General features: G+C 66.8%; 15 protein-coding genes. 5 read left to right on the plus strand and 10 right to left on the minus strand.

The window, feature by feature from the left end:
• The first annotated feature begins 123 nt into the window (after nt 1–123).
• The 3 genes from trxB to ABEU20_RS07605 all read left to right on the plus strand — a co-directional run bounded on the left by trxB (nt 124) and on the right by ABEU20_RS07605 (nt 2,838).
• Entirely contained in the window at nt 124–1,113 is a 990-nt protein-coding gene (trxB, locus tag ABEU20_RS07595; protein ID WP_420163778.1) for a thioredoxin-disulfide reductase, read from the plus strand.
• Between the two features lie 45 nt (nt 1,114–1,158).
• Entirely contained in the window at nt 1,159–1,482 is a 324-nt protein-coding gene (gene trxA, locus ABEU20_RS07600; protein WP_420163779.1) for a thioredoxin, read from the plus strand.
• Nucleotides 1,483–1,635: 153 nt separating this feature from the next.
• Nucleotides 1,636–2,838, plus strand: a complete 1,203-nt coding sequence (locus ABEU20_RS07605; RefSeq protein WP_420163780.1) for an N-acetylmuramoyl-L-alanine amidase — start codon at nt 1,636–1,638, stop codon at nt 2,836–2,838.
• 61 nt (nt 2,839–2,899) lie between these two features.
• On the opposite strand, the gene ABEU20_RS07610 is transcribed toward ABEU20_RS07605, so the two are convergent.
• The 4 genes from ABEU20_RS07610 to rsmG (ABEU20_RS07625) all read right to left on the minus strand — a co-directional run bounded on the left by ABEU20_RS07610 (nt 2,900) and on the right by rsmG (ABEU20_RS07625) (nt 6,710).
• The gene (locus tag ABEU20_RS07610) at nt 2,900–3,589 is read right to left on the minus strand and encodes a GNAT family N-acetyltransferase (RefSeq protein WP_420163781.1); all 690 of its coding nucleotides are present in this window, start codon (nt 3,587–3,589) and stop codon (nt 2,900–2,902) included.
• A 245-nt stretch (nt 3,590–3,834) separates the two neighbouring features.
• Nucleotides 3,835–4,947: a ParB/RepB/Spo0J family partition protein gene (locus ABEU20_RS07615; protein WP_420163782.1), complete on the minus strand. Its 1,113-nt coding sequence runs from the start codon at nt 4,945–4,947 to the stop codon at nt 3,835–3,837.
• Between the two features lies 1 nt (nt 4,948).
• Nucleotides 4,949–5,959 (minus strand): ParA family protein, encoded by a 1,011-nt coding sequence (locus tag ABEU20_RS07620; RefSeq protein ID WP_420163783.1) that lies wholly within the window; start codon nt 5,957–5,959, stop codon nt 4,949–4,951.
• Between the two features lie 70 nt (nt 5,960–6,029).
• Nucleotides 6,030–6,710 (minus strand): 16S rRNA (guanine(527)-N(7))-methyltransferase RsmG, encoded by a 681-nt coding sequence (gene rsmG / locus ABEU20_RS07625; protein WP_420163784.1) that lies wholly within the window; start codon nt 6,708–6,710, stop codon nt 6,030–6,032.
• Nucleotides 6,711–7,914: 1,204 nt separating this feature from the next.
• On the opposite strand from rsmG (ABEU20_RS07625), the gene ABEU20_RS07630 reads away from it, so the two are divergent.
• Nucleotides 7,915–8,877 carry an esterase/lipase family protein gene (locus ABEU20_RS07630; RefSeq protein ID WP_420163785.1) on the plus strand — a complete coding sequence of 321 codons (963 nt, stop codon included), beginning with the start codon at nt 7,915–7,917 and terminating at the stop codon, nt 8,875–8,877.
• Nucleotides 8,878–8,932: 55 nt separating this feature from the next.
• Here the strand turns inward: ABEU20_RS07630 and rsmG (ABEU20_RS07635) are convergent, their stop codons facing one another.
• The 6 genes from rsmG (ABEU20_RS07635) to rpmH form a co-directional block, all read right to left on the minus strand.
• Nucleotides 8,933–9,619 (minus strand): 16S rRNA (guanine(527)-N(7))-methyltransferase RsmG, encoded by a 687-nt coding sequence (rsmG, locus tag ABEU20_RS07635; protein ID WP_420163786.1) that lies wholly within the window; start codon nt 9,617–9,619, stop codon nt 8,933–8,935.
• A 92-nt stretch (nt 9,620–9,711) separates the two neighbouring features.
• Nucleotides 9,712–10,263, minus strand: a complete 552-nt coding sequence (locus tag ABEU20_RS07640; RefSeq protein ID WP_420163787.1) for a Jag family protein — start codon at nt 10,261–10,263, stop codon at nt 9,712–9,714.
• A gap of 21 nt (nt 10,264–10,284) precedes the next feature.
• Nucleotides 10,285–11,376, minus strand: a complete 1,092-nt coding sequence (gene yidC, locus ABEU20_RS07645; RefSeq protein WP_420163788.1) for a membrane protein insertase YidC — start codon at nt 11,374–11,376, stop codon at nt 10,285–10,287.
• A gap of 75 nt (nt 11,377–11,451) precedes the next feature.
• Nucleotides 11,452–11,790 (minus strand): membrane protein insertion efficiency factor YidD, encoded by a 339-nt coding sequence (gene yidD, locus ABEU20_RS07650; RefSeq protein ID WP_420163789.1) that lies wholly within the window; start codon nt 11,788–11,790, stop codon nt 11,452–11,454.
• Nucleotides 11,787–12,164, minus strand: a complete 378-nt coding sequence (gene rnpA, locus ABEU20_RS07655; protein WP_420163790.1) for a ribonuclease P protein component — start codon at nt 12,162–12,164, stop codon at nt 11,787–11,789. Before rnpA ends, yidD begins: the two co-directional genes overlap by 4 nt.
• Before the next feature lie 26 nt (nt 12,165–12,190).
• Nucleotides 12,191–12,334 (minus strand): 50S ribosomal protein L34, encoded by a 144-nt coding sequence (rpmH, locus tag ABEU20_RS07660; protein ID WP_081880771.1) that lies wholly within the window; start codon nt 12,332–12,334, stop codon nt 12,191–12,193.
• A 649-nt stretch (nt 12,335–12,983) separates the two neighbouring features.
• Here rpmH and dnaA point away from each other — a divergent pair.
• Nucleotides 12,984–14,558 carry a chromosomal replication initiator protein DnaA gene (gene dnaA / locus ABEU20_RS07665; protein ID WP_420163791.1) on the plus strand — a complete coding sequence of 525 codons (1,575 nt, stop codon included), beginning with the start codon at nt 12,984–12,986 and terminating at the stop codon, nt 14,556–14,558.
• Nucleotides 14,559–14,719 lie beyond the last annotated feature (161 nt).

Consider the following 14,719-nt stretch of genomic DNA (forward strand, 5'->3'; position numbering starts at 1 on the left):
CCGCGGGGAACAACACCCACTAATCTGTTGTTGACCTGACCGACTCCGCGAACCGTGCCGTCCCCGGCAGATCCGTGTGAGCACGTGAACCATCGCAGCGCAGGACAGACAGGAAAGGCCCGCATGACTACTCCGACCACGGTCCGTGACCTCATCATCGTCGGCTCCGGACCCGCCGGGTACACGGCCGGTGTGTACGCCGCCCGTGCGGAGCTCGAGCCCCTGCTCTTCGAGGGCACCCAGTTCGGCGGCTCGCTGATGACCACCACCGAGGTGGAGAACTTCCCCGGCTTCCGCGAGGGCATCATGGGCCCCGATCTCATGGACGAGATGCGCGAGCAGGCCAAGCGTTTCGGCGCGGACATCCGCACCGAGGACGTCGAGGAGATCGAGCTCGACGGGCCGGTCAAGAAGGTCGTCGCGAACGGCGAGACCTACTACGCGCGCGCCGTCATCCTCGCGATGGGTGCCGCCGCCCGTTACCTCGGCATCCCCGGCGAGGAGAAGCTCCTCGGTCGCGGCGTCAGTGCCTGCGCCACCTGTGACGGCTTCTTCTTCCGCGACCAGGACATCGTCGTGGTCGGCGGTGGCGACTCTGCAATGGAGGAGGCCACCTTCCTGACCAAGTTCGCGCGCACCGTCACCCTGGTGCACCGTCGCGAAGAGTTCCGTGCGTCCCGGATCATGCTCGAGCGCGCCAAGGCGAACGAGAAGATCCGCTTCGTCACCAACGCCGAGCCGGTCGAGGTGCTCGGCGAGAACAGCGTCACCGGCCTCGTGATCCGCGACACCGTCACCGGCGAGCAGTCCACGCTCGACGTGACCGGCATGTTCGTCGCGATCGGCCACGACCCGCGCAGCGAGCTCGTCAAGGGCCAGGTGGACGTCGACGGCGCCGGCTACGTCACGGTGCAGTCGCCGACCACCGCCACCTCCGCCGAGGGCGTCTTCGCGGCCGGTGACCTGGTCGACCACACCTACCGTCAGGCGATCACCGCGGCCGGCACCGGCTGTTCCGCCGCGATCGACGCCGAGCGCTGGCTGTCCGAGCAGGGCGACATCACCGAGAACACCCTCGCCGCCGCGGGCGAGCCCGTCGCCGTCGACGCCTGACCTGCCCCACCCTCACCCAACCGGATCGGATCCCAGGAGGATTCTGTGGCGAACACCATCACGATCAACGACGACTCCTTCAAGCAGGAGGTTCTCGACTCCGAGAAGCCCGTGCTCGTCGACTTCTGGGCCACCTGGTGCGGCCCCTGCAAGATGGTGGCGCCGGTCCTGGAGGAGATCGCCGGCGAGCACGGCGACAAGCTCACGGTCGCGAAGCTCGACATCGACCAGAACCCGGGCGCGGCCCGCGATTTCCAGGTCATGTCGATCCCGACGATGATCCTCTTCCAGGGCGGTAAGGCCGTGAAGACCATCGTCGGCGCGAAGGGCAAGGCTGCTCTCCTCAAGGACCTCGCCGACGTCCTCTGACGCGCCCCGTTCGACCCGTTGGACCCTTTGCCGGGCCACAGTGTGACCAGACCGGCACCACAGTCTTGTCACACTGTGGCCTGAGCAGATTTCCGGGGCCGAGCGCCGTCTGAAAGAATCGACAAACGTCCGCGCAACGAAAGGCCCGCGAGCATGCAGCTACTCCGTCACGGCGATCACGGCCCCGCCGTCGCCGAGATTCGGGGTACCTTGACCGGCCTGGGTTTCCTCCACAACGGGGTGGCCGAGACGCACCGTGAGTCCGTCAACGGCTCGCACTGGGTGTCCCCCGACGCGATGTTCGACCACCACCTCGACTCCGCCGTCCGGGCGTTCCAGCAGCAACGTGGACTGCTCGTAGACGGCATCGTGGGCCCGGCGACGTACCGCTCCCTCAAGGAGGCGTCGTACCGGCTCGGCGCCCGTACCCTCATCTACCAGCTGTCCGCGCCGCTGTACGGCGACGACGTCGCGGCGCTGCAGACGCGCCTGCAGGACCTCGGTTTCTACGTCGGACGCGTCGACGGCTACTTCGGGCCGCAGACCCACGAGGCGCTCAGCTCGTTCCAGCGCGAGATCGGCATCGCCGCCGACGGCATCTGTGGTCCGGCGACGCTGCGCTCGCTGGAGTTGCTCGGCACCCGGGTCTCCGGCGGTTCGCCCCACGCGATCAGCGAGGAGGAGCTGGTCCGCCGCTCCGGCCCGCAGCTGAGCGGCAAGCGCATCGTCATCGATCCCGGACTGGGCGGCGCCGACACCGGGCTGATCGTGCAGACCCCGAACGGCCCGATGAGCGAAGCCGACATCCTGTGGGATCTCGCGAGCCGGCTCGAGGGCCGGATGGCCGCGACCGGGATGGAGACGTTCCTGTCCCGGCCCCAGCACGCCAATCCCAGCGAGGCCGATCGCGCCGAGACGTCCAACGGGTTCGACGCGGACCTGATGATCGCGCTGCGCTGCGACAGCCACTCCAGCCCCGCCGCGAGCGGCGTGGCCAGCTACCACTTCGGCAACTCGCACGGTTCCACGTCGATGATCGGCCAGATCCTCACCGGATTCATCCAGCGCGAGATCGTTGCGCGAACTCCGTTGCGGGACTGCAGGACTCACGGTCGTACGTGGGAACTGTTGCGGCTCACCAAGATGCCCACCGTTCAGGTCGACATCGGTTATCTCACAAACGAATCCGACATCAAGGTGCTCACGGATCCGCGCTCGCGGGACACGATCGCCGAGGCCGTCCTCATCGCCGTCAAGCGTCTGTATCTGCTGGGCCAGGACGACGCCCCGACGGGCACGTTCACGTTCGCCGAGCTGCTCGCCGAGGAACTGTCGAGCGCACCGCAGGCGCGCTGATTCCCCGCCGGCCCGGTTCGCCAACCGTCCGGCACACCACCCGGGACGCCCGAAAAGCCCTCTAGCGAGCCGCTACAGGGCTTTTCTCGCCGATATCGAGCATGGACAGGGCCGCGCTCTCCAGCAGGCGGTCCAGCGCCGCCTCGACGTCGGCCTTCCACAGGTGATCGCGATCGAGTTCGAGGCGCAGCCGCGGGAACCGGTGGTGCGGTGCGACCACCTCGAAGCCGACGTCCTCGAGGAAGTCCGCGCTGATCATGCACTCCTGCGGGGAACACTCCAGGGCCGCGGTCGCGGACGGCACGTCGCTGGTCGATTCCCCCCGGATGCCGAACGCTTCGAGTGCGCGCACACCGCGTCGCACGAGATCACCGACGGCGGCCTGGATCAGCGTCGCGCCGAGACCGTGCTCGTCGCCGATGGGTTCGAGACGCATCGTGGTGAGCAGCACCGCGTCGGCACTGACGGGGGAGGAGGGGAACAGGTCGGCACGCGGAACCATGCTCGGCGGTGCGTACAGCGCGCACCCGGCCGGCTTGTCGTCGACGAGGGCCACCTGACCGCAGGATCCCCATTCGAGCATGACCATCGACAGCCATGCTTCCTTCTCGAACTCGGGATCGTAGAAGTTGCCGGTATCGCGCGCCGCGCGGACCGCGGCGGGATCGATCTCCCAGAAGACGCATCGCCGGGCGTGTGAGGACAGTTTGTCGAGACCGTCGAGGGTGAGAGACGTGACGCTAGTCGACACCGTGTACGCCAGCCTCCATGCCCCCAGCCTCCAGACCACTCGGGGAGATTCACCCGCCTCGACGGAACTATCCCTTCCAGAATAGGGGATAGTTCCGCCGTCGGCGCGCCAGTGACCTCCGCCGAATTTCGTGCCGTACGCCCGTCCGGCGGCCCGGGCCCGACATCGCCGTGTCGGGATGCCGACCGCCCACCCCGACCCGTTCCGTCACTGTGACGATACTGCCGGCGGGCGCCACAGCTGCGTCAGTTTCCGGCCTGCTGCTCCATCATCTTCACGATCCGCTCGAGGTCGTCCACCGAGCCGAACTCCACCGTGATCTTGCCCTTGCGCTTGCCGAGGCTCACCGTGACCCGGGTGTCGAACGAATTCGACAACCGCTCGGCGACGTCCTGCAGGCCCGGCATCTGGATCGGCTTACGCTTCACCGATGGGGTAGGGGAGGGGCCCTCGCGGTTGGCGAGCATGACCGCTTCCTCGGTGGCGCGGACCGACATGCCCTCCGCGACGATCCTCGCGGCGAGCACCTCCTGCGCGTCGGCGCCGGCCTCGAGCGACAGCAGTGCCCGCGCGTGCCCGGCGGACAGCACACCCGCCGCGACCCGACGCTGCACCGGGATCGGCAGCTTGAGGAGTCGAATCATGTTCGTCACGACGGGACGCGAGCGTCCGATCCGGGACGCCAGCTCCTCGTGGGTGACCTCGAACTCCTCGAGCAACTGCTGGTACGCGGCAGCCTCTTCGAGCGGGTTGAGCTGCACCCGGTGAATGTTCTCCAACAGCGCGTCGCGGAGCATGGAGTCGTCGGTGGTCTCACGGACGATCGCGGGGATCGTCTCGAGCCCGGCGAGCTGGCTGGCCCGCCAGCGGCGCTCACCCATCACGAGCTGGTACTGCTCCGGCCCGATCCGCCGCACCACGATCGGCTGCATCAGGCCGAACTCGCGGATCGAGTGCACCAGCTCGCCGAGTGCCTCCTCGTCGAAGACGCTACGCGGCTGCTTGGGGTTGGGCTCGATCTGCAGCGGCGGGATCTCGTGGTAGACCGCGCCGGTGGGGGAGAGGGGGTCCTCGTCGGTGCGGACCGCGGGCGTCGGCGTGGGTGCGCTGGCCACCACGTCGTCGGACTTGGCGCCCTTCGACGCGGCCTTCGCGGGGGCCTTCTTGGCGGGCTTGGCCGCCTTGGCCGGAGCAGGGGTCTCGGCCACCGTCTCGGTCGTGTTATCGACGGCCGGTGCGGAGGTGCCGATGATGACGTCCGCCGCGGCGGTCCCGAGCCCCGGGCCGCCGCCCGCGGGGCCGGTGGGGATCAGTGCGGCGAGCCCACGTCCGAGGCCACCTTTGCGTGTCTGCGCCATCTCACTGCTCCTGAGTGTTGGTGGACATGCCGCGCGCCGCGAGTTCGCGGCCGGCGTCGAGATAGCTCATCGCCCCCCTCGAACCCGGGTCGTAGTCGAGAACCGTCATCCCGTAGCCGGGAGCCTCGGACACCTTGACGCTGCGCGGAATGACCGCCCGCAGCACCACGTCTCCGAAGTGCTTGCGCACCTCCTCGGCGACCTGGTCCGCCAGCTTGGTGCGCGCGTCGTACATCGTCAGCAGGACGGTCGACACGTGCAGGTCGGGGTTGAGGTGCGCCTGGACGAGTTCGATGTTGCGGAGCAACTGGCCGACGCCTTCGAGTGCGTAGTACTCGCATTGGATCGGGATCAGCACCTCCTTGGCCGCGACCATCGCGTTGACCGTCAGCAGGCCGAGGGACGGCGGGCAGTCGATGAGGATGAAGTCGACGTCGATGTCGGCCAGGGCCTTCTCGGACAGCGCATTCTTGAGGCGGTTCTCGCGCGCCACCATCGATACGAGTTCGATCTCGGCACCGGCGAGATCGATCGTCGCGGGGATGCAGAAGAGTCGCTCGTTGTGCGGGCTCTGCTGGATCGCCTCCTTCGCCGTCACCTCGCCGATGAGCAACTCGTAGCTCGACGGCGTCCCGGACGTGTGCGGAACGCCGAGCGCGGTACTCGCGTTGCCCTGGGGGTCGAGGTCGACGACCAGGACGGTGAGTCCCTGGATCGCCAGGGCCGACGCGAGGTTCACCGTCGACGTCGTCTTGCCGACGCCGCCCTTCTGATTCGCGATCGTGAAGACGCGGCGAGCGGGCGGCCGCGGCAGACTGACCGAACCCGGATGCAGCACCTGACTCGCCCGCTGCGCCGCTGCCCCGATCGGTGTGTCCGCGAGGGAGATCCCGGAATAGGGGGAGTGGGCATAGCCTTCGCCGCCGTCGCCGTTCGCGGCGTCGTCGGGCGAGGCGGCGGTTTCACGTGAAACCGTTTCCCGTGAAACGGCGGACTCCGATCCAGCCGACATCTACTGCTCCTTCACTTGATGACCACTCATGGGGTAATTCTCAACCCTCGAGCCCTCGAAAGCTTGCAACTCAGCGGTGCCGGCGACCGTGTTGGGCGACACGCTCCGCGCTCACCACGATCGTCGGCACCGGCAGTGCTTCGCCACCACACTCGACGACGTCCAGCTTGCCAGCCCCGAGTCGCGCAAGGGAAGCGCGGTCGCGGGAAATCTCCTCCGCCGCACTCGAACCCTTCAACGCCAGCATCCGACCACCCACCCGCACCAACGGCAGCGACCACCGCGCCAACTTCTCCAGCGGCGCCACCGCCCGCGACGTCACCACATCCGCACCGCCGACCTCCTTGACGACGCCGGGCTCCTCGGCCCGCCCACGCACGACGGTCACGTTGTCGAGCGTGAGGGAGTCGACCACCTCTTGCAGGTATACCGAACGCCGCAACAACGGCTCCACCAACGTCACCCGCACATCCGGACGCGCAATCGCCAACGGAATCCCCGGCAACCCCGCACCCGAACCCACATCCACCACCGACTCCCCCGCCCCCACCAACTCACCCAACACACCACAATTGAGCACATGCCGCGTCCACAACCGCGGCACCTCCCGCGGACCGATCAACCCCCGCACCACACCATCCGACGCCAACGACGCGTGATACGCCTCCGCCAACGACCCCCGCTCACCGAACACCCGAGCCACCGCACCGACAACATCCCACTGCTCATCAACCAGTTCCACGTGAAACATCCTCCCCAACCCACCACCACACAACAAACCCGGGCGGGGGTATTCGGATGGGAGGCACTCACCGCAGGTGTCATCCGATTCAGCGGGGGAGTGGCCGCGGGATGTTTCACGTGGAACCCCATCTGCCGGTCGAGGATCCGTTTCACGTGAAACGGTCGCTCCTCGGCACCCCTCGGGCGTCTGCGAACGGTCGATCATGACCCCCGCCAGCGGCTCCGTCGCCCAGAATGTCGGGCTGATTGTCACAGTGACGAAATCGCCCGGTACTCCAGGGTGGGTGTACGACAGGCGCACACCTTCCGATCTGCTCGAATCAGGTATTCCCTTGCTGCGCAACAATATTCATGTGAGATACCGCAGATCGCCCGAAAGGGCCCGCGGGGGACCTAGGTGTGTAGCGTTTCGGTCAGCCGGGGGCCCGCGGTTCGACGTGCGGACGATGAGAATCACTCCGGAACGGAGGTGGAGGCGGGGGCGGAGGCGCCCAGCACGACGCCAGGGGGCGGCGACCGGATCCGTTGCCCCGTCGCGCAAGCCGGCCGTCGACAACCCCGACCATGTTGGGCTCGTACCCGACACGAGTGCCGATCGGATCAACACCGGCAGGCCCGGCCCGATCGGCGCCGTGGGGAGGGTCGAGAGTGGCGGGCGTTGCCTGATCGACCAGGTACCGACGACGCATACCGGCTCGCCCCGTTCTGCAATGAATGCGCGCGGACCCTGCACGACTCGACGCTTCTCACGAAAGTGCCCGGGGCGCGTTGCACGCCTGGGCGTCACGGCCCCTCCGCGTCACCGTGCTGTCTTCGCAGGACCGCTCCACCATCTCGCGCTCATCGCCTCCAGCGTCGCGGCCGGCCACATTCTCGACGCGCGCGATCCGGGACACCCCCTCCCGGCGTAGGGGAGGGGAGGGCCACCCGCGTTGATTCACGTGAAACAGTCCGACGTCGGATCAGTCACTACACCCGACGCGAGCAGGACGGACCTCAACGCCGACTTTTGCTGTCACAGTGACGAAATAACCGGACGTCCACGAGCGGGCAGGCGACGTCGTCGGTACATCAGGCACGGCCGTATCGTTTCACTGTGTCGTGCAACAGGATTCGGTTTCTCGACGACTCGATCTTCCGAATCCCCTCCGAGAAACCGCCTGACCCGTACTGTTTCGTTCAAACCGGGGTCATTCGAGGGGGCAGACACGATGACAATCACTCAGCAACCGCGCGGATGGCAGATCGTGATCGCGGCGGCGCTTACGCTCGTCGCATCCGTCGTCACCGTCGGAACGGCCCCCGCGGCGGCCAGCGCGCGACAGCCGTACCCGGTTCCCTACTTCCTTTTCGTTCAGGACGAGTTCACCAACTCCGGCGGATCCGCGGCCGGATCCAACGACTGGGAGTGCACGCCGACCGCGGAACACCCGAACCCCGTGGTGCTCGTGCACGGCACTGCCGGCAATCGACTCAACAACTGGACCACATTTGCACCGTTGCTCGCCAACGAGGGCTACTGTGTCTTCGCGCCGACCTTCGGGAACTACGCAGACCAGCCGTACCCGATCAGCGCGATCGGGGGAATGATCCGCGCGGAAGACAGCGCAGTCCAGATCGGCGCCTTCGTGGACGAGGTGCTCGCGGCGACCGGCGCGGCACGCGTGGACATCCTGGGTGTCTCGCAGGGATCGGTCGTGCCCAACTACTTCGTCAAATATCTCGGCGGCGCGGCCAAGGTAGACAAGTACATTTCACTCGGTCCGGCGTGGAACGGCAGTGCCCTCACCGGACCGGACGGCGGCGCAACGATTCTCGGTCTCGGCACCGACGATGCCCGCGGTGTGCTGCCGTTCTGCCAGGCGTGTCCCCAGTTCCTGCCCGCGTCGCAGTTCATCGCGAAACTGCACGAGGGCGGCCTGTACGCGCCGGAAGTCACCTATACCAACATCATGACCCGCCACGACGAAGGCATCTGGCCGTACACCAGTGGGTACGTCGAGGGCCCCAACGCGACGAACATCGTGGTTCAGGACGGATGTTCGCAGGATTACTCGGACCACATCGCGCTCTTGGCATCCCGCGTCACGGCCGGCCATGTGCTCAACGCCCTGGATCCGGAGCATCCGCGGCCCGTACCGTGCGTGTTCGTCGCGCCGTTCGTGGGTGGTTGATCCCGCCACGACCGAACCGGCGGTGGGGGAGGGGAGGGGCCCGGGGTCCGGGGATTCAGCGGCGCTGACCGCGATGACGATGGTGCGCAACGCGTTCGGCGCTCACCACGATCGTCGGCACCGGCAACACGTTCCCGCCGCATTCGAGCACCTCGAGCTTCCCGGCGCCCAAACGAGCCAACACCGCGCGGTCACGGGAAATCTCCTCCGCCGCACTCGAACCCTTCAACGCCAGCATCCGACCACCCACCCGCACCAACGGCAGCGACCACCGCGCCAACTTCTCCAGCGGCGCCACCGCCCGCGACGTCACCACATCCGCACCGCCGACCTCCTTGACGACGCCTTCCTGTTCCGCACGGCCGCGAACCACGGTGACGTTCGACAGACCCACCGACTCCACGAATTCCTGCAGGTACACCGAACGCCGCAACAACGGCTCCACCAACGTCACCCGCACATCCGGACGCGCAATCGCCAACGGAATCCCCGGCAACCCCGCACCCGAACCCACATCCACCACCGACTCACCCGCCCCCACCAACTCACCCAACACACCACAATTGAGCACATGCCGCGTCCACAACCGCGGCACCTCCCGCGGACCGATCAACCCCCGCACCACACCATCCGACGCCAACGACGCGTGATACGCCTCCGCCAACGACCCCCGCTCACCGAACACCCGAGCCACCGCACCGACAACATCCCACTGCTCATCAACCAGTTCCACGTGAAACATCCTCCCCAACCCACCACCACACAACAAGAGAAAAGGGCCGCGACTCCCGGAGGGGAATCACGGCCCTTTCGCGTACGGGCGCGCCCGCTGCGTCAGTCCTTGAGCACGACGACGCGGCGGTTGGGCTCGGCGCCCTCGCTCTCACTCGACACACCGTCGACCTTGGCGACGGCGTCGTGGACGATCTTGCGCTCGAACGGCGTCATCGGGGTGAGCGACTCGCGCTCACCGGTCTCCAGCACACGCTCGGCAGCCTCCTTGCCCAGCGCGGAGAGCTCCGCGCGACGACCGGCACGCCATCCCGCGACGTCCAGCATCAGGCGGCTGCGGACGCCGGTGGACTGCTGCACAGCGAGTCGCGTCAGCTCCTGCAGCGCGTCCAGGACCTCGCCCTTGCGGCCGACGAGCTTCGCCAGATCGTCGCCGCCGTCGATGCTCACGATCGCGCGGTCGCCCTCGACGTCGAGATCGATGTCGCCGTCGTAGTCCAGGACGTCGAGCAGCTGCTCGAGGTAGTCGCCGGCGATCTCGCCTTCCTCGATCAGGTCGTCCTCGCCGTCGGTGGCCACATCGGGAGTCTCGACTACCACGTCCGTGTTCTCCCTGTCCTCACCCTCCCGGGCGATGTCCTGCTCACTGGTCATCGTCGTTCTCTCTTCTCGAGGTCAGCGCCGCTTGCGCTTGTTGCTCTTGGGACGGTTCGCGGCCGGCCGCGGTTTCGGCTTGGGCCGGTTACCGGCCGCACCTCCACCCGAGCCCGCACTGCTCTCCGTGTCGTCCGTCGAGTCGGCGTCCTCGGACTCCGCGTCCACGACGGGGGAGGGCTGCTGCGCGGACGTCTTCTTCTTGTCGAGCTTGGGGCGCGCTCCGGGCTTGGGCGCGTTGTCGGCCCGACGCTCGATCACGGCCTGCTTCTTGGCTGCTTCCTCGGCATCGATGCGGCGGAAGACGATGTGCTGCTGCGCGTAGGTCCAGATGTTGTTCGAGACCCAGTACAGGAGGATCGCAATCATCAGGAACGGACCACCGACGAGCACGCCGAGCGGGAAGACCCACAGGGCGAGCTTGTTCATGATCGCCGACTGCGGGTTCGCGGCAGCGGCCGCACTCTGACGGGCCACCGAGGCGCGCGAGTTGAAGTGGGTGGCGACGGACGCGATGACCATCAGCGGAATCGCCACTGCCGCGATGTTCAGCACCGTCGGGACCGTGCCGTACAGGCCGAACGCCTCGAGCTGCGCCTGCGGGGTGGTGATGGCAGCCGAGATCGGCGCGCCGAACAGACGGGCGCTCAGGAAGGACTGGACGTCGTCCGGGCTGAACGCGTAGTTGCCGATCGCGGCATTCTGCTCCGGCGTCATGCCCAGCTGGCCCATGCCCGTGCCGGTCCGGTTGAACGAGCGCAGGACGTGGAACAGGCCGATGAACACGGGGGCCTGCAGCAGCACCGGCAGGCAGCCCATGACCGGGTTGAAGCCGTGCTCCTTCTGGAGCTTCTGCATCTCCAGCGCCATGCGCTGGCGGTCCTTGGAGTACTTCTTCTGCAGCGCCTTGATCTGCGGCTGCAGCTCCTGCATCTGCCGGGTGGTGCGCACCTGCTTCACGAACGGCTTGTACAGGATGGCACGCAGCGTGAAGACGAGGAACATGACGGCCAGCGCCCAGGCGAAGCCGTTGTCCGGGCCGAGTACGGCACCGAACACCTTGTGCCAGACCCAGAGGATCCAAGACACCGGATAGTAGATGAAGTCGAGCACGACTCTAAGCACTCCTCTGTTCGTCCACGTTCACCGCGCCGTGGAGTTGGGCAAGTTCCGGGCGAGCGGGACGCGTCATTCCTGGCTCACATAGTGGATGTGCCGTCCGCGTCGTTCCGGGACGGGATCCCATCCACCAGGGTGCCAGGGCGCGCACTTCGCGAGCCGCACGACAGTCAGTGCCGAGCCTTTGATCGCACCGTGAGTTCGCATCGCGTCGACCGCGTACTCGCTGCACGTCGGTGTGAACCGACAGGTCGGCAGGCGGAGTGGGGACACGTATGTTCGGTACAGCTCGATGAGGAAGATCAGGACCCGCGCGGGAAAGCTTCGCAGCGTGGTCCACACAGTGCCGAGAAACGACGACGAGCGCGGACCGGGCTCGGTCCGCGCCTCATCGTGTTCGCTACTCATGCCGGCTTGCCTTCGTCAGTCAGCAGATCCATCCGTCGCAGGACCGATCGCAGCTGTTTGTCGAGTTCCCGGGAAGTTGCGGTCGCCGATCCCGGCAACGCGCGAATCACCACGTCGGTGTCGACGGGGAGCGTGTCGACCAGACCGGCGCAGATATGACGAAACCGGCGGGCGACTCGATGACGAATCACCGCCGGTCCGACAGCCTTGCTGACGACGAGCCCGAAACGGGGCCCGCCGAAACTCACCAGGGTGTCGGTCGCACCGCGCTCGAGAGCATGGACGACCAGATCCCGTCTACCCATACGACGCCCGCCGCGCACCGTCGCGGAGAAATCCGCGCGGCGACGCAGGCGGTACGGCTCAGGTAACACCCCGAGCTCCTGAAGTCAGGATCGAATCAGGCGGTGAGCTCGCCGCGGCCCTTACGGCGACGCGCCGAAACGATTGCACGACCCGCACGGGTCCGCATACGAAGACGGAAGCCGTGAACGCGCGCGCGGCGGCGATTGTTCGGCTGGAACGTCCGCTTGCCCTTGGCCACGGTCAACACTCCTCGAAGATCGGTGACGCCGGTCGGCGTCGGTCTAACATTTCACTGGAAAATCCGGGGGCCACTCACGGCATCCGGGGCACCGACCTGGAGTCAGCGCGCATCCTTCACCATCGGGTGACTGTTCGAGGGTACTGACCACCGCAGGCGAGGTCAAACCGGGGTCGGTGCCGGCTTGCGCGACGCGCAGCGCGTGTGAGATTCGGGCGCCCGAATCCATCGAATCGCTGTGAACCGACCTATCGGTTGTTACCGTCCGTGCATGGTTCTGTCGAAGTGCCCGCACGTCTCGAGAACCGGACGGAGCCGGCTGCGCGATCGCGCAATGCTCGAGAAGCAGGACTGTAAGACATCTAACACCCCGGCCCGCGGCCCGAGTCCGAGCACGCGCAGGTAGGCGCACCGCCTCCCCGGAATCCATTCCACCTGGTGAGAGCCTCGAGGACCCGGCACGGATCCACACTTTCCGTCGCCGGGGCCACACTCGAGCGTTGTCCACATCTGTGGATAATTGTGTGGAAACAGTGATCAGGTGGCATATTCGGTGCCCAGCAGTTCAGGGGTTCAGCCTCACCCGGGGGAGCTCAACAGACAACCACGGCAACCTGCCGAGCAGACCCGCAGATGGGGAGGACACAGAGTGAACGACGATCCGAACGCCTTGGCGAATGTCTGGCGCGACGTCGTTGCAGAACTGACCTCCGACGCCACCGACAGCCCCAAGCTGACGAAGGCCCAGAAGGCGTGGCTCGCCCTGGTCAGGCCCCTGACGTATGCGCAGGGTTTCGCGCTGCTGTCGGTGCCGTCACCCCTGGCCCAGGAAGCGATCGAGCGCGATCTGCGAGAGCCGATCCTGCGGGCCCTCAACCGTCATCTCGGCCAGAAGGTCGAGGGTCTCGGCGTGCGGATCGCGGCCCCGTCCGACGATCGCGTCGGCGAACCCGCCGACACCGCGGCAGGTGAAGACACCGAACGCGACTTCGCGGACTCGAGTTATCTCGACAACGGTGCCGGCCCCGTGCGCCGCCGGCACCTCGCGATGGGCGCGGCCGAGTCCGTGGCCACCGACCTGGCCGAGCACGAGGAGGTCGACGACGACCGGGAGGCGCTCGCGAGCGTCCACGAGTCGTGGCCGTCGTACTTCACGAAACCACCGGCCAGCACCACGACCTCGTCGTCGGGCGGGAACAGCCTCAACGCCAAGTACACGTTCGACACGTTCGTCATCGGCGCGTCGAACCGCTTCGCTCACGCCGCCGCCGTCGCGATCGCCGAGGCCCCCGCGCGGGCCTACAATCCGCTGTTCATCTGGGGTGCGTCCGGCCTCGGCAAGACCCATTTGCTGCACGCGGCCGGCCACTACGCGCAGCGACTGTTCCCCGGGATGCGCGTCAAGTACGTCTCGACCGAGGAGTTCACGAACGACTTCATCAACAGTCTTCGTGACGACCGCAAGGTCGCGTTCAAGCGCCGCTACCGCGAGACCGACATCCTGCTCGTCGACGACATCCAGTTCATCGAGGGCAAGGAAGGTATCCAGGAAGAGTTCTTCCACACCTTCAACACCCTCCACAACGCGAACAAGCAGATCGTGGTGTCGTCGGACCGCCCGCCCAAGCAGTTGGCCACGCTCGAGGAGCGTCTGCGGACGCGCTTCGAGTGGGGCCTGATCACCGACGTCCAGCCGCCGGAGCTCGAGACGCGCATCGCCATCCTGTCGAAGAAGGCGCGGATGGATCGTCTGGACGTCCCGCACGACGTCCTCGAGTTGATCGCCAGCCGCATCGAACGCAACATCCGCGAACTCGAGGGTGCGCTGATCCGTGTGACCGCGTTCGCCTCGCTGAACCGCCAGGCGCTCGACCTCAAGCTCGCCGAGGTGGTGCTGCGCGACCTGATGCCCGATTCGGCCGCACTCGAGATCAACGCGGCGACGATCATGGCCGTCACCGCGGAGTACTTCAACACCTCGATAGACGACCTGTGCGGCCCCGGAAAGGCCCGTCCGCTCGCGCAGGCCCGTCAGATCGCGATGTACCTGTGCCGCGAGCTGACGGATCTGTCGCTGCCCAAGATCGGGCAGACGTTCGGCCGGGACCACACCACCGTCATGTACGCGGACAAGAAGATCCGCAAGGAGATGACCGAGCGGCGCAAGGTGTACGACCAGGTCCAGGAACTCACCGCGCGCATCAAGCAGCGCTCCAAGAGTTGACCCCCGGTCGTCCCGCACACCCCGCATCCGCACGGTTCACGCCGTGCGGATGTCGTGTTTCCAGGGGTAACTCGAGACACCAAACCCAAAGGATTAACACCTGTGGATAGGTATGTGTATAAGGTGTAATCGCTGTGGAGAACCGTGGGACAGTTCCGGAC

Origin of the sequence: Rhodococcus parequi, assembly GCF_046042785.1 — a bacterium.
Classification (GTDB): Bacteria; Actinomycetota; Actinomycetes; order Mycobacteriales; family Mycobacteriaceae; genus Prescottella; species Prescottella parequi.

Coding starts and splice junctions, on each gene's coding strand:
- ABEU20_RS07630 (WP_420163785.1), top strand. CDS start 7,915: ATGACAATCACTCAGCAACCGCGCGGATGGCAGATCGTGATCGCGGCG.
- ABEU20_RS07615 (WP_420163782.1), bottom strand. CDS start 4,947: ATGGCGCAGACACGCAAAGGTGGCCTCGGACGTGGGCTCGCCGCACTG.
- rsmG (WP_420163786.1), bottom strand. CDS start 9,619: ATGTTTCACGTGGAACTGGTTGATGAGCAGTGGGATGTTGTCGGTGCG.
- yidD (WP_420163789.1), bottom strand. CDS start 11,790: ATGAGTAGCGAACACGATGAGGCGCGGACCGAGCCCGGTCCGCGCTCG.
- ABEU20_RS07620 (WP_420163783.1), bottom strand. CDS start 5,959: ATGTCGGCTGGATCGGAGTCCGCCGTTTCACGGGAAACGGTTTCACGT.
- ABEU20_RS07605 (WP_420163780.1), top strand. CDS start 1,636: ATGCAGCTACTCCGTCACGGCGATCACGGCCCCGCCGTCGCCGAGATT.
- ABEU20_RS07640 (WP_420163787.1), bottom strand. CDS start 10,263: ATGACCAGTGAGCAGGACATCGCCCGGGAGGGTGAGGACAGGGAGAAC.
- trxB (WP_420163778.1), top strand. CDS start 124: ATGACTACTCCGACCACGGTCCGTGACCTCATCATCGTCGGCTCCGGA.
- rsmG (WP_420163784.1), bottom strand. CDS start 6,710: ATGTTTCACGTGGAACTGGTTGATGAGCAGTGGGATGTTGTCGGTGCG.